At 66.2% G+C, this 21,948-nt stretch carries 16 protein-coding genes; 4 read left to right on the top strand and 12 right to left on the bottom strand.

The window, feature by feature from the left end:
• Positions 1-20 precede the first annotated feature (20 nt).
• The 4 genes from FRAAU_RS04155 to FRAAU_RS04140 are packed head-to-tail and all read right to left on the bottom strand — an operon-like array spanning position 21 to position 5,044.
• On the bottom strand, positions 21-1,595 hold the full coding sequence (locus FRAAU_RS04155; protein ID WP_014402318.1) for an efflux transporter outer membrane subunit: 1,575 nt from the start codon (positions 1,593-1,595) through the stop codon (positions 21-23).
• On the bottom strand, positions 1,595-2,677 hold the full coding sequence (locus FRAAU_RS04150) for an HlyD family secretion protein (RefSeq protein WP_014402317.1): 1,083 nt from the start codon (positions 2,675-2,677) through the stop codon (positions 1,595-1,597). The genes FRAAU_RS04155 and FRAAU_RS04150 overlap by 1 nt, the downstream gene beginning before the upstream one ends.
• A gap of 16 nt (positions 2,678-2,693) precedes the next feature.
• On the bottom strand, positions 2,694-4,289 hold the full coding sequence (locus FRAAU_RS04145) for an MFS transporter (RefSeq protein ID WP_014402316.1): 1,596 nt from the start codon (positions 4,287-4,289) through the stop codon (positions 2,694-2,696).
• A complete protein-coding gene (locus FRAAU_RS04140; protein WP_014402315.1) occupies positions 4,286-5,044 on the bottom strand; it encodes a FadR/GntR family transcriptional regulator in 759 nt (252 codons plus the stop codon). The genes FRAAU_RS04145 and FRAAU_RS04140 overlap by 4 nt, the downstream gene beginning before the upstream one ends.
• A 106-nt stretch (positions 5,045-5,150) precedes the next feature.
• Here FRAAU_RS04140 and FRAAU_RS04135 point away from each other — a divergent pair, with 106 nt between their 5' ends.
• The 3 genes from FRAAU_RS04135 (at position 5,151) to msrQ (ending at position 7,399) form a co-directional block, all read left to right on the top strand.
• Positions 5,151-5,615: a universal stress protein gene (locus FRAAU_RS04135; protein WP_014402314.1), complete on the top strand. Its 465-nt coding sequence runs from the start codon at positions 5,151-5,153 to the stop codon at positions 5,613-5,615.
• 114 nt (positions 5,616-5,729) lie between these two features.
• Entirely contained in the window at positions 5,730-6,749 is a 1,020-nt protein-coding gene (gene msrP, locus FRAAU_RS04130) for a protein-methionine-sulfoxide reductase catalytic subunit MsrP (protein ID WP_425598086.1), read from the top strand.
• Positions 6,749-7,399: a protein-methionine-sulfoxide reductase heme-binding subunit MsrQ gene (msrQ, locus tag FRAAU_RS04125; RefSeq protein ID WP_014402312.1), complete on the top strand. Its 651-nt coding sequence runs from the start codon at positions 6,749-6,751 to the stop codon at positions 7,397-7,399. The genes msrP and msrQ overlap by 1 nt, the downstream gene beginning before the upstream one ends.
• Before the next feature lie 24 nt (positions 7,400-7,423).
• Here the strand turns inward: msrQ and FRAAU_RS04120 are convergent, their stop codons facing one another.
• Together FRAAU_RS04120 and yoaA are read right to left on the bottom strand one after the other, a co-directional pair.
• Positions 7,424-8,602, bottom strand: a complete 1,179-nt coding sequence (locus FRAAU_RS04120; RefSeq protein ID WP_014402311.1) for an acetyl-CoA C-acetyltransferase — start codon at positions 8,600-8,602, stop codon at positions 7,424-7,426.
• An 86-nt stretch (positions 8,603-8,688) separates the two neighbouring features.
• Positions 8,689-10,734 (bottom strand): DNA repair helicase YoaA, encoded by a 2,046-nt coding sequence (yoaA, locus tag FRAAU_RS04115; protein ID WP_014402310.1) that lies wholly within the window; start codon positions 10,732-10,734, stop codon positions 8,689-8,691.
• A gap of 126 nt (positions 10,735-10,860) precedes the next feature.
• Between yoaA and FRAAU_RS04110 the strand changes: the two genes are divergently transcribed.
• Positions 10,861-12,756 carry a tetratricopeptide repeat-containing diguanylate cyclase gene (locus tag FRAAU_RS04110; protein ID WP_156803329.1) on the top strand — a complete coding sequence of 632 codons (1,896 nt, stop codon included), beginning with the start codon at positions 10,861-10,863 and terminating at the stop codon, positions 12,754-12,756.
• Positions 12,757-12,758: 2 nt separating this feature from the next.
• On the opposite strand, the gene FRAAU_RS04105 is transcribed toward FRAAU_RS04110, so the two are convergent.
• From FRAAU_RS04105 to FRAAU_RS04080, 6 genes are all read right to left on the bottom strand, one after another.
• Complete coding sequence (locus FRAAU_RS04105) at positions 12,759-13,910, bottom strand: prephenate dehydrogenase (RefSeq protein ID WP_014402308.1); 1,152 nt, start codon at positions 13,908-13,910, stop codon at positions 12,759-12,761.
• Between the two features lie 102 nt (positions 13,911-14,012).
• Positions 14,013-14,561, bottom strand: coding sequence for a tetratricopeptide repeat protein (locus FRAAU_RS04100; protein WP_014402307.1), 549 nt, complete (start codon positions 14,559-14,561; stop codon positions 14,013-14,015).
• Between the two features lie 3 nt (positions 14,562-14,564).
• Complete coding sequence (gene mrcB, locus FRAAU_RS04095) at positions 14,565-16,850, bottom strand: penicillin-binding protein 1B (RefSeq protein WP_014402306.1); 2,286 nt, start codon at positions 16,848-16,850, stop codon at positions 14,565-14,567.
• A 221-nt stretch (positions 16,851-17,071) separates the two neighbouring features.
• Positions 17,072-17,947 carry an SDR family oxidoreductase gene (locus tag FRAAU_RS04090; protein WP_014402305.1) on the bottom strand — a complete coding sequence of 292 codons (876 nt, stop codon included), beginning with the start codon at positions 17,945-17,947 and terminating at the stop codon, positions 17,072-17,074.
• The gene (locus FRAAU_RS04085) at positions 17,947-19,647 is read right to left on the bottom strand and encodes a tetratricopeptide repeat protein (RefSeq protein ID WP_014402304.1); all 1,701 of its coding nucleotides are present in this window, start codon (positions 19,645-19,647) and stop codon (positions 17,947-17,949) included. Before FRAAU_RS04085 ends, FRAAU_RS04090 begins: the two co-directional genes overlap by 1 nt.
• Positions 19,648-19,744: 97 nt before the next feature.
• Complete coding sequence (locus FRAAU_RS04080; RefSeq protein WP_014402303.1) at positions 19,745-21,889, bottom strand: RelA/SpoT family protein; 2,145 nt, start codon at positions 21,887-21,889, stop codon at positions 19,745-19,747.
• Positions 21,890-21,948 lie beyond the last annotated feature (59 nt).

Raw genomic sequence — 21,948 nt, 5'->3', positions numbered from 1 at the left:
CTGCCCGCGCGCCCCGCCTTTCAGTGGCCTGCGGCAGCCATCATGGCCGGATCGGCCGGTACCGCCGGGTAAGTCTTCTGCCAGCCGCCACCCAGAGCCTTGTAGATCGAGGCTGAGGCGACCGAGGTGGCCACGGTAGCCTGGATCAACGCCCGCTGCGCCGCCAGCAGTCGCGCCTGCACGGTCAGTACGTTCAGAAAATCCGCGGCCCCTTGCTGATACTGCAACTGCGCCATGGCCAGAGCCGAACGGTTTTCCTCGACCGAGGCCGCCAGACGCTCATGCTGTCGCTGATCGGCATTGTAGTCTGTCAGTGCATCGTCGATTTCATGCCAGGCCTTGAGCACCGTGCGCTGATAACGGATGGCAGCCTGCTGCTGCTGAGCCTTGCGCAGATGCAGGGTCGCCTTCAGGCGACCGCCTTCGAAGATCGGCAGACTCAGCGCCGGCCCGATCGCGAACTGGCGTGAGCCCCAGGTCCCCAGATTGGAAAACTGCAGGGCCTGGATATCCAGACTGCCGGACAAGGTGATGTGCGGGTAGAAATCGGCTTTGGCCACCCCGATCGAGGCAGTCGCCGCATGCAGCTCGGCCTCGGCCTGACGGATGTCCGGTCGACGCCGGGCCAGCTCCGAGGGCAGCCCCACCGGAATCATCGGCGGCAGCGGCGGTACCGGCCGGACCGTGGCGAGTGTGCTCTTCAAGGCGCCCGGCGGTTTGCCCAGCAAGAAGCTCAGGGCGTTGACCAGATGCCATTGCTGGCGCTCCAGATCAGGCAGCAAAGCCTCGATCTCGGCCACTTCGGCCGAGGCATTGGCCACATCGAGTCGAGTGGTGACCCCGTTGGCAAACCGCTGGCGGGTCAGCGCCAGGCTGTGGCGAGCCAGCTCCAGATTCTGCCGGGTGATGGCTTGCAAGGCCTGCACCCCGCGCAGCTGGATATAATTGCGGGCGGTCTCGGCCTGGGCCGCCACCAACAGGCCACGACGGAGGTCCGCCGAGGCTTCCAGGCTTGCGTCGGCTCCTTCGACCTCGCGACGCACCCTGCCCCACAGGTCCAGCTCCCAGGATGCATCGAAACCGTACTGCCAGAGGTTGAAAGGCGGCGAACCGTCCGCACCGCTCATCGCGGCCGGACCGAAACCCGGACTGCCGTTGGCGGCGGTCGCATGGTTCTGGACCGCACCGGCGGAGCTCCCCAGCAGATTGAGAATGCCGTTGGGACTGGCACGTTCGCGACCATAGGATGCATTGCCGTTGAACGAGGGACGGCCATCGGCTCGGACCATGCCCCGCTCGGCACGAGCCTGCAGCAAACGGGTGCCGGCTTCGCGGACATCGAAATTGCCGGTGGCCACCTCGGCTTCCAGCGCTGACAGCACCGGATCACCATAAATGCTCCACCAATCGACGCGCATCGCCATGGCCACCGGCTGGCTGGCCGCGGCCGGCAGCGGTGCCGCGGAATAGTCGACGGGAGGCTTGATGGCAGGTCGATGCCAGTCTGGCCCGACCGTGCAACCGCTCAGCGCCAGACCGGTCAGCAGCACGCCGCAAGGTCCCCGCAGGCCCCGCTTCAACGAGAGCTTGCGCATCACCGGCCTCCTGCCGAGGCCATCGCCACCGGATGCACCGGCCGCGCCTGACTCGAACCGATATGCACCGTGGTTTCGACCGACATGCCGACCCGCAACCGCGAGGAAAGCTGCTGGCCCGGATCGAACCAGATCTTGACCGGGATGCGCTGCACCACCTTGGTGAAGTTGCCGGTCGCATTGTCCGGGGCGATCGGCGAGAAAGCGACGCCGCTGGCTGGCGCCAGACTGTCCACCGTGCCGTTGAAGTCCTCGCCGCCATAGGTATCGACATGGATGGTGACCTTCTGGCCGGGCCGCATGTGCTCCAGCTGGGTCTCCTGGTAGTTGGCGACGACATAGGCTGCCTGGACCGGCACCACCGCCAGCAACGGGGTACCGACATGCACGTAATTGCCTACGCGCACGCTGCGCTCGCCAACCACCCCGTCCACCGGCGCGACGATACGGGTATAGGACAGATCCAGGCGGGCCTGATCCAGAGCGGCCTGCGCCTGCTCCACACCGGCTTCGGCCTGGCCCTGCTCGGCCTTCAGCACGATGACTTGCTGACGGGCCGCATGATTGACCGCCTGATCATGCTGCAGGCTGGCACGGGCCTGCAGCAGTCGGGTATCCGCCTGCTGGCGCTGTTCGACGGTGCCGGCGCCGCCACTGGACAATCGACGATAGCGGACGGCATTGTCCTGGGCGAAATCCAGCGCCGCCTGATCGGCCTGCAAGGTGGCATCGGTCTGCCGGATCACCGGTTGCTGCCGGTCCAGCTCGGCGGCGAGGTCGGTGAGCCTGGCTCTGGCCGCCGCCAATGCGGCGTCAGCCACCGCTACGGCCGTGCGATAGTCACGGTCGTCGATATGGGCCAGCAGCTGGCCGGCCTTGACCGCCTGATTGTCCTGTACCGCCACCTGATCAATCAGACCGGCCGCCTTGGGGGCGACCACGCTGTAATCGGCGGTGACAAAGGCATCATTGGTGGACTGTTCAGCGGATCCGCCGATCAGCAGGCGGTCGACGGCGATGGCCACGATCGCCAGCACCAGCACGCCGGTACCGGCTCGCATCATCATCTGTTGCTTGGTCATAGAGTGTTCCTGCGGCTCAGGACCGCGACGGGGAGGCCGGCACATGGGCGGAGGCCGGCGGAAAAACGCGTTCGGGCAGGGCCATGGTCAGCAGCAGCATGACCAGGGTGATCAGGATCATCGCGCGATTGATATCGGCCAGCGCCAGCACCGAGGCCTGCCGGTGGACCGCTTCGGCGAGACCGGCGAGGCCCTGGGTCTGGACCGGTGCGACCGGGGCCATGAAGCGCTGTGAACCGACATGATCGAGCAGGATGTTGGAGTGGGTATGCTCGCGCCAGGTCATCATGATGTCGACGAAACCTGCGGCGATGGCATTGGCAAGGCCCTTGGTCATGTTGAACATGCCCGATACGAAAGGGCCGTCACTGGGCGCCAGCTTGAGGGTGACCGTCATCAGAATCGGAATCACCGTCATCGGCTGGGCGAATACCAGCAGCCACTGCAGAGGGTAGAAATTGCCGCGGTACCAATCCGAGGTCACATCGGAGCCGGCCCAGCAGAAAGCCATGGTCAGCACCAGTCCGGCGGCCATCACCCAGCGGCAATCGACCCAACGCAGATTGCATATCGCCGAGACCAGCAACAGCGATCCCAGCTGAGGCAGCGCCAGCATCAGCGACATCGGCGCAATCTGCAGCGGCCGGTAGCCCTGGATCTCGGTCAGATACAGGCTGGGGACCAGGCCGGTCGCCGCCGCCATCACCAGGATCAGCGCGATACCGGCCAGACCATAGGCGACATTGCGGATGCCCAGCATCTGCACTTTGAAAAATGGCGAGGGCTGGAACCACTCGTTGACCAGAAAGGCAACGAACAGGCTCACGCCGGCCACGATCAGATGGCAGACCAGCGGCGAGCGGAACCAGTCCAGCCGATCGCCCTGCATCAGCGCGATCACCAGCATCGAAATGCCGGCAAAGCCCAGAATGATGCCCGGCCAGTCGAACTGCTTGAAGCGCTCCAGCCGCAGCGGGTCCTGAGGCAGACCATAACCGACGCAGAGGATGCTGAGCAGGCTGAGCGGCACCACTTCCCAGAACAAGGTCTTCCAGCCCAGGTATTCAAAGCACAAGGCCGCCAGCGGCGTGCCCAGATTGGGCCCGAAAGTGGCTGTCAGCGCATAGGCACCCAGACCATAGACCTTGATGCCCGGCGGCAGATAGCGCAGCGCCACCGTCATCAGCATCGGCGGGAGCGCGCCGGCCGCCAGGCCCTGCAGTGCACGCAGGACATACAGCGCCGACAGGCCGGGCACCCAGGGCGCCAGTACGCCGAGCATGGCGAAGATGCCGACCATGGTCATGGTGACCTTGCGGATCGAAAAAGTGGAAGCAAACCAGGGCGCAAAGGCCATCGCCGACACATTGCAGGCTTCATAGATGGCCGTCAGCCAAGTGCCGTCGTCATGACCGATCGACAAGGCACCACGGATATCGGCCAGCCCCGCTTCGGTCACATGCTCGTTGAAACCGGCCACCAGCACGGCCAGCAGCACCCCGGCCATGCCGATGGCCAGCTTCCCGGACAACCCCGGAGCCGCCGCCGGGACGGTGCCTGGCGCAGTCGCGCCGTGGCCCGGGCCTGAGGGCACGACAATCGATGCGCTCATGCCCGCGGTCCCGGCTTGTCCGCCAGCCGGTTTTCATCTTCACCACCCTGCTCCAGAAAGGCCAGCAGCGGCCGGGCGATGCTCCAGGCGGCTTCGGCCGCCGCCTCCTCGTCACGGCGCTCGATGGCCTGCAGCAATTGCAGATGATGCTCGTATTCGTGTTCCAGCGCCGTACCCGTGGTCAGGGAGACTTCCATGTGTGCCGCATCATCGGTGGCAAAATAGCGGTACAGCTCGGCCAGCGCACGGTTGCCGGTAGCATCGGCAATGGCCTGGTGAAAGGCCTGATCGTCGTGAATCATCTGGTCGATCGAACTCGCATGGCGCAGCTCGCCCCGTACCTCCAGCAACTGGCGCAGGTGCTGCACATCTTCATCGCTGCGACGGCGGGCGGCCAGCCGGCCGCATTCGGCGTTCAGCAGGCAGCGCAGCTCATGGTGATCGCGCAAGGCCGCGTGATTGAGCCGGCGCATGACTTCCATCGGATCATCACGACGGCGCACATAGGTACCGTCGCCTTGCAGCACCTCCAGCACACCGGCCTGGGACAGTCCGCGCACGGCTTCACGCACCGTGGTCCGGCTGACCCCGAGCTGGGCGACCAGATCGGCTTCACAGGGGATTCTGGAACCGACCGGCCAGTCAGCCGAGGCAATCTTCTCGCGCAATGCGGCAATGGCGCGATCCACCAGGGACAGCCGGGTCACGGCCGGAGCCGGACGCGGAGCCCGGACAGGATTTTTCGGGATATTCATCCAATGATCCTAACATATGATGTTTAAGTCGCAAGACTTGCTATCCTGTGCCGGAGAGCCGGCGCGCCCGGCGGCCTCTTCACCTTCCATGCCTACGGATCAGCCCATGCCCGCCCCTCTTCTGATCGCCATCGACGGTTCTTCCCGAGCGGAAGCCCTGCTCGCCCTCGCCGTTCGCCAGGCTCTGGCCCTGGCCGCACCTGTCGAGGTGATCTGCGTGATCGACCCCGGCTACAGCCTGGGCAACCCGGACCGGCACCCGATCAGTGCCGAAGAGGCCGTCGACTATCCTGGCCCGGCCCACGAGCAGGAGGGTGCCGAACACGTCGTGAAGGCCGCGGTGCAGCGACTGCAGAGGGCAGGGGTGACGGCCTGCGGCCATGTCGTCAGCGGCGAACCCGAACAGGTGATCTGCCGTCAGGCGCATGAGCTCGGCTGTCAGCTGATCGTGCTCGGCCATCGCCATCGCCGCTGGCTGGCCAGGGTGCGGGAGGCCTCGGTCTGCCATGCAGTGATCGAGCAGGCCGCTTGTCCGGTACTGGTGCTGCCACCGCACGATGACGGTGGCTGAGACGGCCGTCGGCGAACTCCAAGGCCTTGGGCCGGTCATAATCAGCAACGACATGGTTTCGACCGGTCCCGGCACGGGACCGGTGTCCTTTCAGGCGGGAGAGTCACGATGCTGATCAGAGTACGCCGCGCCAGCCAGGCCCGGGAATCGGAAGTCACTCCGGAAACCGTCTACCGGCAACGGCGGCAGCTGATGCGCGCCGGACTGGGGCTGGCCGGTGCCAGCCTGGCCGGTTTCGGCTGGCTGCCGGCCAGCAGCCAGGCCGCCGAATGGCCCGACGTGCCTCCCGGGCCGACGCCGCCCTGGCTGCTGGCCAAGCTGGCGACCACCCGCAGGAAGACCGTGGTCCCCGCCGATCCGGTACGGGATGTCGTCACACCCTTCGGTGATGCCAGCCAGTACAACAATTTCTATGAGTTCGGCAGCGACAAGGACGATCCCGCCCGCCTGGCCGGCCGGCTGAAAACCGATCCCTGGAGCATTCGCGTCGATGGTGCCGTCCATCAGAGCAGGACCTTCGCGCTGGAAGACCTGATCGGTGCCGACCAGCTGCAGGAGCGGATCTATCGCCTGCGCTGCGTGGAAGCCTGGTCGATGGTGATTCCCTGGATCGGCATTCCGCTGGCCAGCCTGCTGGGCCGGCTGCAGCCCCTCGCCAGCGCCCGCTATGTCGGCTTCCAGACCTTGCAGGATCCGGCGCAGATGCCGGGACAGGCTTCCTCGACCGGACTGATCGACTGGCCTTACCGCGAAGGCCTGCGGCTGGACGAGGCCATGCATCCACTGACCCTGCTGGTGGTCGGCAATTACGGCCGGGTGCTGCCGAACCAGAATGGCGCGCCGCTGCGCCTGATCGTGCCCTGGAAATACGGTTTCAAGAGCATCAAGTCCATCGTCCGGATCTCTCTGCTGGAACAGCCACCGGCCACGTCCTGGAATCGGCTGGCGGCGGATGAATATGGCTTCTATGCCAATGTGAATCCGAAGGTCGACCATCCACGCTGGAGTCAGGCTACCGAACGACGGCTGCCCAACAGCCTGTTCCATCCCAATATCATCGATACCCGGATGTTCAACGGCTATGACGAAGTCGCCAGTCTGTACAGCGGCATGGATCTGAGGCGCTGGTACTGATGGCCACCCCGTCAGGCCGGGGCCGCTCCGCGGCCGCCCGCACGCTGTGGCCCTGGCGCATCGCCGTGGCGCTCGCCGCCTTCGCGCCCCTGCCTTGCTGGCTGCGGCAGGCGATGACCGGTCACGCCGGCCCCGAACCCGGCCGTTACCTGATGGAACATCTGGGCAAAGGCACTCTGGTACTGCTGTTGCTGACCCTGAGCCTGACGCCGTTGCAGCGGCTCAGTCGCTGGCAGGGCTTCAGCCGGATTCGCCGGCAGCTCGGCCTGTGGACCTTTGCCTATGCCCTGCTGCATCTGCTGGCCTATCTGTGGTTTTTTCTGGGCTTCAACGCCCACGCCCTGCTCGCCGATCTGAGCCGGCGGCCTTATATCATGGTCGGCATGGCCGCACTGGCCGGCCTGACGCTGATGGCGGCCACCTCCCATCGCCGGGCGATGCGCCGCCTCGGCAAAAGCTGGAAACGGTTGCACCGGCTGGTCTATGCCGTGCTGATCCTCGGGCTTCTGCACTACTTCTGGATCGTGCGCGCCGATCTCGGCGAGTGGGCCATCTACGCTCTGGCAGGCCTGCTGTTGCTGGTTTTGCGGCTGCCGCCCGTGGCCAAAGAGTTCTCGCGTCAGGGACGCCCTCCCGTCACCGACGCCTGAAGCCGGCAACGGGAAGCCATGGCCTCAGCGTTCGATGGCCATCGCGATGCCCTGCCCGCCCCCGATGCACAAGGTGGCCAGACCATGGCGGGCCTGACGACGCTGCATCTCGTGCAGAAGACTGACCAGGATCCGTGTACCCGAGGCACCGATCGGATGGCCCAGCGCAATGGCGCCACCATTGACGTTGACCCGCTCGGCATCCCAGCCCAGCTCCTGCGCCACCGCCAGTGACTGCACCGCAAAGGCCTCATTGGCCTCGATCAGATCCAGCTGCGCCAGGCTCAGGCCCGCGCGCTGCAGGCATGCCTGCGTCGCCGGCACCGGCCCCAGTCCCATATACGCCGGATCCACCCCGGCACTCGCGGCCGCGGCAATCCGGCCCAGTACCGGAAGCCCCTCGGCGGCAGCCCGGCGGGCACTCATCAACAACACCGCCGCCGCACCGTCATTCAAGCTCGATGCATTGCCCGCAGTCACCGTGCCGTCCGGCCTGAAGGCCGGTCGCAAAGCCGCCAGCGAGGCCGCCGAGGTGTCTGCGCGAGGCTGCTCGTCATGCTCGAAACGCAGGGCCGGCCCCTTTCGCCGAGGCAGTTCCAACGGCGTGATTTCGGCAGCAAAACGATCATCCGCCAGGGCTGCCGCCGTCCGCTGCTGCGAACGCAGGGCGAAGGCATCCTGGGCGGCTCGATCGATGCCGAAGCGGTCCGCCAGATTTTCGGCGGTGATGCCCATATGGTAGTCATTGAATGCATCCCACAAGCCGTCGCTGATCATGCTGTCCAGCATCTGGGCATGCCCCATCCGCAGCCCCGTGCGCGCCTTGGGCAGCACATAGGGCGCCAGACTCATGCTCTCCATGCCGCCGGCGATCACGATGTCGGCGTCACCGCAGGCGATCGCCTGGGCGGCCAGCTGCACCGCCTTCAATCCCGAGCCGCAGACCTTGTTGACGGTCAGTGCTGGCACGGCCTCGCCCAGACCGGCCCGGATCGACGCCTGCCTGGCCGTGTTCTGGCCCAGGCCGGCCGTCAGCACATGGCCCATGATCACCTCGTCGACCCGGGCCGGATCCAGCCCGCTGGCAGCGCACAGGCCGCGGATCACGGCCGCTCCGAGATCCACCGCCGGTATCTGGGCAAGAGCCCCCTGGAAACTTCCGATCGCCGTCCGGGTGGCGGCCACGATCACAACCTCTTGCATATCCCTACTCCAAGGTCATCCGGCAACCGGATGTTTCGCCGCGCACGATAGCAAATCAGCCAGCGGCTGAGGATCCGCGCCTATCCTCAGCGGGACTCGTCGCTCACGTCTGCCGCGGCCTGCTCCGCCATCGCGGGAACGGCCAGAAACTGTTCGACGGCCGCCAGCTCACGGCAGTGCGGCATCGGCGGCAGTGCGCGCAGAAACAGCCGGCCATAACCCTTGGCCGTCAGCCGTGGATCGCACAGCATCAGCACGCCGCGATCGTGGATGTCACGGATCAGACGCCCGGCGCCCTGCTTGAGCGCGATCACGGCCTGCGGAATCTGCCAGCCTGTGAAAGGATTGACACCACTGGTCTGCAAGGCATCCAGCCGTGCCTGCAGCACCGGATCGTCCGGCGCGGCAAATGGCAGCTTGTCGATCACCACCACGCTCAAGGCCTCGCCGGCCACATCCACGCCCTCCCAGAAACTGGCCGCTCCCAGCAGCAGACCGTTGCCGCTGGCCCGGAAGCCCTCGAGCAGCTGATGCCGCGGAGCCGCCCCCTGCACGAACAAGGGCCACTCGGCATGCTCGTCCAGCAGGCTGGCGGCCCGCCGCAAGGCCCGATGCGAGGTGAACAGCAGAAAGGCCCGGCCGCCGGAAGCCCGCAGCACCGGCATCGCGGCCTGGACCACAGCATCGATATAGTCGCGCGCATGCGGCTCGGGCAGTCCCCGCGGCAGATAGCAGACGGCCTGGCGGGCATAGTCGAAAGGGCTTTCCAGACTCAGCGTCTGCGGATTTTCCAGCCCCAGCTGCCGCGAGAAATGGGAGAAATCGCCGGCCACCGACAAGGTCGCCGAGGTATGGATCCAGGCCGCCGCGGTCCGTGCCCGGACCTGTTGCAGGGGCAGGGTCAGATCCAGTGGGGTGCGATGCAGGCTGAAGCCTCGGCTCTGCAGCTCATACCACTGGACCTGCACGCCGCCGGCCTCCGTACCGGTCGCCTCTTGCGGCAGTCCGCTGTCGCTGGCCTCGATCGCGGTCACCGGCTCGCCACGGCCTTCCAGCAGCAGCTGCAATCGATCCGCCAGCGCCCGGCAGCGGGCATGAACCTGGGCCATGCCACGCGAGCGCTCGGCCTGCGAGGCCAGCGCATGCGCCAGATCCTCCAGCAGATCGGCGATGGCCTGCAGGTCCTCGCGTACCGCGCCCCGCGCCAGCATGGCCAGCATCGGGCCGCGCGCAGGCAGACCTTCCAGCGCGCCACGCACCCGCTGCAACTGCGCCCGCAAGGTTTCGCAAGGCTCCAGCAGCAGACTGACCGCACCACTGAGTCCATGGCATTCAGCCAGCACGTCACGCGCCAGATCCAGCAACTGACGGCTGCTCAGGGACTGGGCGAAGAACTGCGCGGCCAGCTCGGGCACCTGATGCGCCTCGTCCAGAATATAGGCCCCGGCTTCAGGCAGCAGCTCGCCAAAACCATCCTGTCGCAAAGCCAGGTCAGCCATCAGCAGATGGTGATTGACCACCACGATGTCCGCCTCCATCGCCAGCCGCCGGGCCCGGACCACATGGCAATCCTCGTAGAAACTGCACTCCTGACCCAGACAGTTGTCCGCCGTGGAGGTCACCCGCGCCCACACCGGCGCATCTTCGGGCACCGCGTCCAGTTCCATCCGGTCGCCCCGTGCCGTGCGCGCCGACCAGGCCAGAATCCTGGCCAGCTGCGGAGCCTGAGGGCTGTCGCCCGAGTCGCCGTCCAGCAGTGCCTGGTCCAGCCGGTAACGGCACAGATAATTGCTGCGGCCCTTCAGCAGCGCCACTTTCCGGGAAACCCCCAGCACCGAGCGCACGCGCGGCAGATCGCGGAAGAACAACTGATCCTGCAAGGCCTTGGTCCCGGTGGACAACACCACCCGATCAGCACTCAGCAAGGCCGGCACCAGATAGGCGAAGGTCTTGCCGGTACCGGTGCCGGCCTCGACCATCAGGACCTCGCCGGCCGCGATCGCTGTCGCCACGGCCGTCGCCATCGTCTGCTGCGAAGCACGCGGGGCAAAACCCGGGATCTCGCTGGCAAAAGGCCCTTGCGGTCCCAACAGGGCGGCCACGTCCTCTGAAGTCGCGTGCAGAAATTCCATCCGTCGAGTATGACCGAAGTCGCGCCGGACGGGGCCGTCTCGATGGGCAACACCACCGGCACCTGTCGTATTCCGTTGCCGGCTGTGCTAAGAGTGGCGCCTGATGACTCCGCCTGATCAGCTGCATTGAGCCCCCTGACCGTTCTTCGATCTTTACTGACCGCCGGCAGCCTGCTGGCGACGAGTCTGGCGGCTGGATGGTCGCCGCCGTTGCACGCCCGGACAGCCTCCGAGGCCTGTCTGCAGAACTCTGCCGACCAGCCGGAGCTGGCTGTCCGCCAGGCTTCCGCCATCCTCTCCGCGCCCTCCACCGACCTTCCCCTGCGCATCGATGCCCAGCACTGCCTGGCACTGGCACGCCAGACGCTGGGACAAGGCCAACCTGCCATCCAGGCCGCCAACAGGTTGCTGGCCATGCTGGACACTGCCGGCAAGGAAGACAGGCCCGAGCTGCATCAGGCTCGCCTGGATGCGGTCACCATCCTGGCCCGCACCGGACAGCCCGCGCTGATCGAGGGTCAACTGGTGGATATCGTGCTGAAAGCTCGCGCGCAGCAGCAGACAGCTCTGGAGGTGGATGCGCTGACGCGGATCGCGCAACTGATATTCAGCGAATTCCGCGACGACCGCAGCGCACAAGCCTATCTGGCACAAGCCGAAGGCATGGCCCGGGCGGCCGGTCTCTCCCTGCGGCCCATTCTTCAGGCGCAATTGCCGATCGCTCTGGATGCCAATCATGCTGATACTTCAGAACATTTGATCAAACAGCTCCGTACCGAACCGGTGGCGGACGATACCGGCCAGGCCATGAACTGGCGACTGGATACGGCACAAGCGCGGATCGATCTGATCATGCAGGACCCGGTGACGGCCCGCCCGCTGCTGCTGAAAACGCTGGCCGCACAGCGCCGTATCGGCGATCTCGCCGGCGTCAGGGAAACCTTGCTGGCGCTGGGTCTGGCCGAATCCTTTCTCGACCGTCCCAAACAGGCCCGCGAGTACGATCTGCAGGCCTTGCAGCTGGCCGAAACCGCCCGTACCGACACGATCACGGCCCTGCACCAGCTGCTGGACGTGTCCTACAAGAGCCAGCAGAGGGCAGACATCGAACGCTTTGGCAGTCGGCTGATGGCGCTTGGCTCTCACGCCCGACGGCAGCAGTGGAAACAGAGCGTTCGGCACATCAAGAGTCGACTGGGACCGCCGCTGTGGGCTCCGGCCACGGTCGGTCACCGGACCCAGCTTGCCGGCTGGCTGCATGCCGACCGCGTATCGTGGCTCACCCGAATCAGCCTGCTGTTGAGCTGCTGCAGCCTGGGCCTGATCTGGTATCAGAGCCGGCGCTTCCGCAAGCGTCTGCAGCTGAGTACCATCGATCCGCTCAGCCAGCTGCTGACCCGCCGCGAGGCCACCTCGAGGATTGACCAATGGATCGACTCGCCAAGTGTTCCGGGATCTGCCGGCACCTCACTGGTGCTGCTGCTGGTCGACATCGATCATTTCAAGCGCATCAATGACCAGTACGGTCATGCAGCAGGCGACAGTGTGCTGACCGAGGTCGCCAACCGCCTCAAGAGCTGCTGCCGCCGTACCGACGTGATCGGCCGCTGGGGTGGCGAAGAGTTCCTTATCGCCCTGCCGGCCACGGATACGCCCAGCACACTGGCCCTGGCCAGCCGCATCTGCGAGACCATCAGCCAGAAGCCGATCCAGACTCCTTCCGGCGCCTCGCTGCAGGTCACAGTCTCGGTAGGCGTCTCGTACTGGCCGTTTGTTCCTGACAATCGTGCCCCAGGTCACTGGCAGGACGCACTGGTCCCGGCGGATGCTGCTCTGTATGCCGTCAAGCGCTCGGGCAGGAATGGCTGGGCCAGCATCAGGGCCACGCCCAAGGCTCTTGGCGGCAACATCGAGCAGTTGCTGCGCGATCCGGTGCAGGCCAGCCGGCAAGGCCTGCTCAGCATTCACAGTGTGCATGCGCTGGAGTGGCCGGTCGCCACGGATACCCCGGATGAACGGTGACCTCAGCCGGTCCGGTCGCTGACCAGGCCGGCCACTACCCGGCCGATGCCTGCCTTCTCGATCGCCGAGGCCACGGCATGCAGGCGATCAGCCTCGCAATCGCGGCTGACACCCAACCGGAAATGCAGTTCGCCTTCGGGATTGCGCGAAGAGTGAATCGAATCCAGGTTGACCCCGCAGTCCTCGAATGCCGACAGCAGAGCACGCAGGGAACCAGGCCTGTCTTCGGGCAGGAAGACGCTGAGATAACGCGGTTCGGCCAGATCCTCCAGCAGATACCCCAGCCGCTCGAAAGCATGACTGCCCTCTTGCAGATCCTCGCGCCCGAAGGTCCGGGCGCTGTCGACCAGCCAGTGCTTCCGGACCTGACGGCGAGCGGCATCGTCACCGCGGCCCACCGCCTCGGCCAGCCCATCGAGCTGGCGTTGCAGATGCTTGAGCACCTCCAGCACATGGGGATTGTCAAACTGGATATCCGTATAGATATCCGGATTTCCGCCCAGTACCCGACGCGTCACGGTCAGATCCAGCGCATGGCCGATGGTTCCCAGTTCCGAAATCGCCGCCATGCCGCCCAGCTCCGGCGCCAGCTGGGTCAGCACGGCCCCTTGCAGCATATGGCTGGCATGGCTCAGCCCCTGGACCAGAGCCATGATGCGATCATGCTGCCCGGGTTCCACCGTTCGGCACTGCGCCTCGCTGGCTTGCAGAAACGCCTGCAACCAGCCCTGCCAGCGGTCCAGCCGGGCCGGACAGACCACCAGCGGACGGCCGCGCAAGGTGGATATCTTGGGCGGCGCGCACATCGGATGCAGACCGACGACTTCAGCCTGCGATTCCAGCAAGGCCTCCACCGGCGCCAGCTTGATCGAGGTCAGATCCATCCACAGCTTGCCGCGTTCGGCCCCGGCGGCGACCTGGACATAATGCCGGATCAGCTCTGGCGTGATACGGATCGGTGCGCTGAAGATCAGCACATCGGCGGCTTCGACAAGAGCCTCCTCGCTCAGCGCGGTATCGCCATGGGGATCGCGACCGATCACCTGCAAGCCCATCCGGCGACTGAAAAACTGCTGCAGCCAGCGACCGAAGGCGCCCTGGCTGCCGACGATGCCGATGACCGGCCGGTCGATTTGAACTGTATCTGATACCAAAGTACTTTCCCGCGCCCTGCCCGGGGCGCCAACAAGATTTTGCAGACTCACCGAGGTGAGCCGAAGACGGCCCTCACGGCGGCAGCGGACCCTGCCTCCTCCTCAATAGCGCGGCACACTGGCCTTGTGGCAGGCCAGAACCTGGCTGCGCGCCTGGGCGACGCCCGCCGCATCATGGGCCAGCAGACGCATCTCGACCACGGTCTGCCAGTTGCGGGCGCACAAGGGACCCAGCTTGGGACCCAGCGACCACGAGCGTTGGGCCAAAGTCTCGGCCCGGGCGTAATCCTTCAGCCCCACCGCGGCCTCGGCCCGGTCCTGCAGCAGATCGGGCGAGTCCGGATTGCGCTGCAGGGCCTGATCCAGCTCGCCGGCCGCCAGCGCGTAATGCCGTGTCTGCAGATTCTGCTGGGCCTGGTCTTCCAGAATCGCCACCCCGGGATCCCGCAGCGGCGCCACATCGATGGCACTGTCGGTCAGGGCCGCCTCGCGGTCACCCGCGGCCCGGATCGCGGCGACGCGGTCGTAATCGGCTTCCACCGGTCTGGGCGGCAGCGGCGACGGCTTGGCTTCCCAGCGATTGAACAGGCTGCAGCCCCCCAGCAGCGCTGCGACCGCCAACAGAAACACACAATTCAAACGGGTCTGCATCACTCAATCTCGGCTGGTGGTATCGGAGGGTGCGGGGGCCGGGTCGGAGGAACCCGGGCCGCCGCCAAAGAAGTTCTGCACATGCTGCCAGAAACAGCCCTGCGTATCCTGCGCAAGATACCCGATCACGAAAGGCATTTGGCGGGCTCCCGCACATTGGGGGTCAGTCCGCTTGCCACTGGCCGGATCCACCCAGGCCATTTCCAGGCCAGGGCCGGGCTCCGCCGACAACGGCGTGCTGGGCAGGCGGTGAAACAGCGCAATCCAGGCTTTCAGGCTGCCGGAGGCCCCCCACAGCCCGGTCGGATGGTTGTCATCACGGCCCATCCAGAACACGGCCAGATGCTGGCCGGTGAATCCGGCGAACCAGCTGTCCCGCTGGCTGTCGCTGGTACCGGTCTTGCCGGCGGCATGCAGGCCGGCAAGACCGGATTCCCCGATGGCGTGCGCAGTGCCGACCTGAGTCACCTGCTGCATCGCCCAGCGGATCTGGCGCACGGCGGGCTGGTACTGGCCCTTGCCTGCCCGCACCTGATACCGCTTGATCACCGTGCCGTCGCCGTCCAGCACCGCACTGACCGCCATCAACTGGGTCGCATAGCCGTCATCGGCGATGTACTGGTACAGCTGCGCGACCTGCAACGGAGCCAGATCCACTGCCCCCAGCAACAACGAGGGGCCGGCATTGATCTTGGCCAGGCCGAAGGACTGCAGAAAAGCCTGCACCCGCGCCACGCCGATCGCCAGGCCCAGATGCACGGTGGCCAGATTCCAGGAATGGGCCAGCGCATCCACCATCGGGACCTGGCCGTGACTCTGGTTGTCATCATTCTGCGGCGACCAGAGACTGCCGTCGGGCTGTTGCAAGGCCACCGGACCGTCATCCAGCGGCGTGGCCAGATTCCAGCGCTCGGGCTGGGTCAGCGCCACCAGATAGACCAGCGGCTTGATCAGCGAACCGATCGGCCGGCGCGCATCCATCGCGCGGTTGAAACCCTGGTCGCCCGGCAGCTTGCTGCCCACCATCGCCAGCACTGAACTGCCGGCGACATCGGTCACCACGCCGGCCGCCTGGATATTCTGGCCCCGCCGCCCCATACCGGCCACGGTGGTGGCGATGGCCTGCTCGGTATCCAGCTGGGTCGCCGGGTCCAGCGTGGTGAAGATACTGAGATTGCCCTGTCGCAGGGTCGCCTCGTCGAAGTCATGGGTGATCTGGGCGCGCACCAGCTGCATAAAGGCCGGAAACCGGTTGTGCGGCAGCTGGCCACCGGCCACCACGCCCAGCGGCTGGGCCGCGGCGGTACGGGCCTGGTCGGCATCCAGCAGGCCCGTGGCCACGAACTCCTGCAGCACCACGTTGCGCCGTTGCAGGGCGTGCTCGGGATAACGCCGGGGATCGTAATAGCTGGGGCCTTTGACCAGACCGATCAGCAGCGCCAGATCCTGGGGCGGCAGTCCCTCGACCCGACGCCCGAAATAAAACTCGGCCGCCGCCGCGAAGCCATGCACCGCCTGAGCGCCCTGCTGGCCCAGAAACACGTCGTTGACGTAGGCTTCCAGAATTCGAGCCTTGCTGTAATGCATTTCCAGCAGTACCGACATCAAGGCTTCGTTGATCTTGCGATTGAAGGTCTGGGTACGACTCAGATACAGGTTGCGGACCAGCTGCTGGGTCAGGGTGGAACCACCTTGCACGGTATGACCCGCCCGCAGATTGGCAAACATGGCCCGGGCGATCGCCATCGGATCGACCCCGTGATGATGCTTGAAATCGCGGTCTTCCACGGCCTGCAGCCCGCCCAGCAGCAGCGGCGGCACCTCGTTCAGCCGCAGCATGCGCCGCTCTTCCTGGCTGGCACCATAGACCGTGGCGATCCGCGCAGGATCCAGATGCGCCTGTTCCAGCGGCCGCCCCGAGTCCGCCGCCTGCAAGCGGGCGATCCGCCCGCCGGCCAGGACCAGCACCAGGTTCTGCGCCGCTACGGCGCCGTCCGGGCCATGGTAGCCACGATTGCCGATCAGATAACGCCCCACCTGACGCTGCCAGGTCCCGGGGGTCTTGCCATCGCCCGGCTGGTAACCGGCAAAGGTCAATTCCAGCTCCAGAGTCGCGGCATTCATCGCCAGCCCCTGACTCAACGGCAAGGGACGGGCATAGACCCGGGTCGGCACCGCGAAGACCAGATCATTGAAACGGGAACGCACCTCCCGGTCCAGCATCAGCACATAGGGCACCACAAAACCGACCAGCAGGCCCAGACCGACAAAGCATGGAATCCGAAGCATCGGCCAGGCACGTCGCCAGAGAGAAAACAGGGAATTGAAAGCAGCCAAGCCTGATTACCGGAAAGGAAAGAAGTGATAAGAATGATAACGGCGGCCGACCTGCGCAGATCTGAACGCCCGAGCTCGATTGTGGCTATCCGCTGGCAACCGGCGGCGCTGTTGCAGGCAAACCGGAAAGCAGGCAAGCCCTGCCAGCTCTCACGACCAAGGACGGTGAAGTATCAGCCAGGGTCGGCCACGGCCGACGGCCACCAGTCGTCGGCGCCTGGATGAAAACCGCGGGGCTGCAATCCCAGGCGCGTCCGCAGCATATGGTTGTCGGCCACCAGATCCGCTTCGAGTCTGGCCAGCATGCCGGCCCGCGCCGGCATCAGCCATCCAGATACCTTCACCGCCATGGCTGGCACCGGCATCGGGAGCACCGCCCCTGGCAGGCTGCGCCAGACCCGGGCGAACATCTCGGCCGCCGGCAGACGCTCGCCGCCGCCGCAAGGAATGATCTGCCCCCAGGCCGATTCGGTGTGGCGGCAGGCCAGCAGCGCAGCCGCCACGTCGTCGGCGTGGACGGGCTGGCGCAGGCCCCGCCCCGGCGGCAGCGGAAAGACCCGCCAACGGGCGGCTCTCCGAGCAATAGGGCTGAGACTGCGGTCCAGTCCCGCGCCATAGATCAGGGTCGGGCGCAATATCGTCCAGGCCCGCCCCTGCTCCTCGCATACGGCCTGCAACCGCTGCTCGGCCGCCGTCAGGGCGGAGGCCAGAGCCTGTTCCGCAGCGACCGGTGAATCGCGCTTGCTGATCGCGCTCATTGAACTGGTTGCGACCACCAGCGGGCAGTCCAGGCCCGGCTGCCCGGCGAGCCACTCCGCCAGCAGCCCCAGCGGGCCGGCACTGATGATGCCCGCCAGCGGCGGCCATCCAGGCATGGCATCGGGAAGCTCGGCGTGCAGCCAATGCCATCCGGTGGTGTCAGGTCCCGGCTGACGGCTGGCCGCCAGCACCGGCTGCTCCGTTTCGGCCAAGCGCCGGCGCAGGAAACAGCCTATCTGGCTGCGACCGCCGATCACCAGCAGTGGCCGTGTTTCCGAGCCCCCGCCCATCAGCGTGCCGCGTTCAGATGGGCATACAAGCCAGGCAGGCGTGGATTGCGAGGGCTCAGCTGGCGGGCATGATGCAAGGCCTGGGCACAGCCCGGCTTGTCGCCGGCATCCAGCTGCTGGATGGCCTGATCGATCCAGGCATTGGCCAGTTGCTCGCGCATCACGCCTAGGCTGGCATCACCGGGCTGCAACTGGCCCAGGCTGGCCAGAAGTCCCTCGGCCTGGCCCAGCTGGCCGCTGCCCATGGCCACCACCAGGGCTTGCCGGGCCGCTGCCGGCAAGCCCTGCAGACCGGCCTGCGCTGCGGCATTGTGCGGATCCGTCGCCAGCACCTGTCGATACAGATCATAGGCGCTGGCGCCGGGCGGCAGCATGATCTGCCCTGCTGCTGCTGCCGTGCCGGCCTGCTGCAGCCATTGAGCGACCTGGGCCTGCTGTGCCGGGGACAGCTCAGCGACGGCCTGAGTCGGAGTCGGGGCACGGATCCGGGCCGCCGGCAAGGCCGCGGAGGCCGCGACCGGCGGCGGCACGGCGACGGCCGCCTTATCGCCACGGCCATCATCCTGCAACTGGGCCCGTACCGTATTCAGCTCAGGCGAGTCGGGGGCCAAGGGTGCGGCCTGATCCAGCAATGCCCGCGCCTGGCGGCTGTCCCCCGCTTCCAGGGCGGCGTCGGCCTGCATGATCAGAGCCGCGGCGACCTGGGCCAGCCCTGCCTTGGCCTGCGCGTTCTGGGGATCCAGCACCAGCGCCGCCTGATAGCCGGCCTGTGCGGTATCAGGCGAGGCTCCGCTGATGCGCCCGTCGCGCAAGGCCTGGCCGGCCTTGTCCAGATCGGCCTGCAACTGCTGTGCCGCGGCCTGTTGCTGGTCGACCAGCTCGCCCTTGAGCACAGGCAATTCGGCATAATCCGGATTCAGCGCCACCAGCCGGCTGACCCAGTCGGCGGCCGCTGCAAGATCATGGGCCGCGATCGCCTGCCTGGCCTGGGCGGTCATGGCACTGGCGACCTGATCCAGACCGTGCTGGGCCACCGGATTGTCAGGATTCATCGTCAGCATCTGCCGGTACAGAGGGCCAGCGCCGCCATCGCCGTCCAGATGGCCGGCGGCCAGAGCGGCCTGGGCCTGCTGCACCCAACGCTCCAACTGGTCGCCAGCACTGCGACGGGCATTGATGTCACGCTGCAGCTGCTCGATGATGACCCCGCCGCCATTGAGCTCGCGGGCAACCGCCAGCGCCTGCTCGGCCTCGTCCAGCCGGCCGGCGGCCAAAGCCTGACGACTGGCGTCCAGCTCGGCGCTGGCGACCTGGCGCAAGCCCTGCATCGCGCGATCATTGTCCGGAGCCAGTGCACGCGCCGCCTCGTACAATTCGCGTGCACTGCTGCCGTCATGTCCGTCCAGATGGCCGGCCTGCAAGGCCTGATCGCCCCGGTTCAGCACCTGGTTGAGGGTGGTACTGGGAATCAGCGCCCTCAACTGGTCCTGATAGCACCAGACAGTGGCCACCGTCATGCCCAGAATCAGCAGCCACAACAGCCAGAACGTCAGCGGACGCCGCGCCGGCGGCGGTCCGGACCGGCGAGGCGGCGACGTGATCGGAACGGGCCCTTCGGGCACCCCCAGTTGATCGACATTGCCCAGTCGGGGTTCATGTCGCCCGGTGGGCGACGTGTCAGAAGATTGTCGCCTGTTCATGACGAAGATTCAAAGAGAAGCGAGGCCCAGCATACAACACCGCCCCGCCTGCACGTCCATCGCGGGCAGCGGCCATTCAGGCATCCGGCGCGGATGCTCAGCCGCCATGCAAGCGATGGGCCTGGACCACATTGGGCAGCGTCTCGATCTTTCCCAGCAACGAGGAGAGCTGATCAAAGCCGCTGACTTGCAGGGTGAACCGCATCTCCACTTCGCCGGTCCGCGAGAACACCCGACTGGAGGAGGCGATGATATGGGTGCCGACATGACTGATGACGGTAGTCACATCACGCTGCAGGCCCTTGCGGTCATAACCGCGCACCTCGATGTCGACTTCGTAGGACTGCGCGGCCGAACGCCCCCAGCTGACATCGATCAGCCGCTCCGGATATCGGGCTGCCAGCCGGCCCAGACTGACGCAGTCACGACGATGCACCGAGACCCCGCGACTGCGGGTGATGAAACCGGCCACCTCGTCGCCCGGCAGCGGCTGGCAGCATCGAGCCAGGCTGGTCAGCAGATTGCCGACCCCGTCGATGGACAAGGCATCGCCATCCAGCCGCATCGGCCGGGCCGTCATCGCAAACCCCGACTGGGTGACTTCGGCCGGTTCGACCGGCTCCTGCAGGCTGCGGCTGATCTGGCCGGCCGTCACCTCACCCAGGGCCAGCGCCACCAGCAGCTCGTCCTGGGTCTTGAAATTGAATTGCGCCGGCAGCTTGGCAAGATCCGGATCCGGCAGCGCCAGTTTTTTCAGCTCCCGCTCGAACAGGATCCGGCCTGCCGCCAGATTGGCATCGTGGGCACTGCGGCGGAACCAGGCTCGCACCTTTTCCTTCGCTCTCGAGGTATGCAGATAGGCATGATGCGGGGACAGCCAGTCGCGACGCGGCTCGGACTGCTTGGCGGTGAGGATCTCGATACGGTCGCCGCTGCGGGGCTGGAAACTCAGCGGCACGATGCGGCCGTTGACCTTGGCGCCACGGCAGCGATGACCGACCTCGGTATGGATCTGGTAGGCGAAATCCAGCACCGTGGCGCCACGCGGCAGATCCTGTACTTCGCCCTTGGGCGTCAGCAGATAGACGCGGTCTTCCAGCAGCTCGGTCTGCAGATCCGCCGCCAGCTCGCCTTCGTTTTCGCGCGACTCCAGCAGCTTGCGCATCCAGGCGATCTTGGCCTCGAAATCGGCATCGCCATTGCCGCCGCCTTCCTTGTAGCGCCAATGCGCCGCCACGCCCAGCTCGTTGATCTGGTGCATCTCGTGGGTACGGATCTGCACTTCCAGCGTCTTGCCCTGCGGCCCAATCACGGCGGTATGCAGGGACCGGTAATCATTGCCCTTGGGGCGGGCGATGTAGTCGTCGAACTCGCCCGGCAGATTCGGCCACAAGGTATGTACCACGCCCAGCGCCGCATAGCAGTCGGCGACGCTGTCGACCAGGATCCGTACCGCGCGGATATCGTATAGATCGGAAAACTCCAGCGACTTGCGCTGCATTTTCTTCCAGATCGAATAGATGTGCTTGGGCCGCCCGGCCAGATCGGCCTGGATGCCGGCCTTGGCCAGCGCCTCCTTCAGCATCGTCAGCGACTGGGTGATGAACTGCTCGCGATCCACCCGGCGCTCGTCCAGCAGTCTGGCGATGCGCTTGTAGGTATCCGGCTGCAGATAACGGAAGGCAAGATCTTCCAGCTCCCACTTCAGCTGCCAGATACCCAGCCGGTTGGCCAGCGGGGCGTGGATATCCCGCGTCAGCTGGGCCAGAGCGCGCCGCTCGCCGTCATCCGGATCCTGGGCCGCCAGCCGCATGCAGGCCAGTTGCCGGGCCAGCAGAATGAAGACCACCCGGATATCGCGGATGATGGCCAGCAACAGGCGGCGCAGCCCCTCGGCGACTTGCCCGCCCGGACGCTCGGCATGCAGTGCCCAGACCTGCTGGGCGGCAAGCTGGCCGGCCACCAGCCGGCGGATATCCTCGCCCACTTCAGCCTGTCTGGCCTCCCACTGTGGCGGATCACGCCGTGCCAGCTCGAACCACAGCGCGGCGATCAGGGTCGCCTCGTCTCCGCCGATCTCCTGCAACAGGCGCAAGGTGATCGCGCAGACTTCATGCTGACGGGCATCGGCTACCGCCGATTCGTAGGCTTCAAGCGCGGCAGCGAGCACCGGCGAAGCAGGTGCATGCTGCTCTATCCAGTGATCGAGATCGGCCGAGGCGGTATGTGCGAGTTCAACCATGGTCTCAGGATACCGCAGCCGGTTGCGGATGGATGCTGCCGTTCCACGGGCAAAGGCCG

It is taken from the genome of Frateuria aurantia DSM 6220, assembly GCF_000242255.2.
Classification (GTDB): domain Bacteria; phylum Pseudomonadota; class Gammaproteobacteria; order Xanthomonadales; family Rhodanobacteraceae; genus Frateuria; species Frateuria aurantia.
Note: the sequence above shows the minus strand (reverse complement) of the source record. Positions and strands in the feature narration are given on the sequence as shown.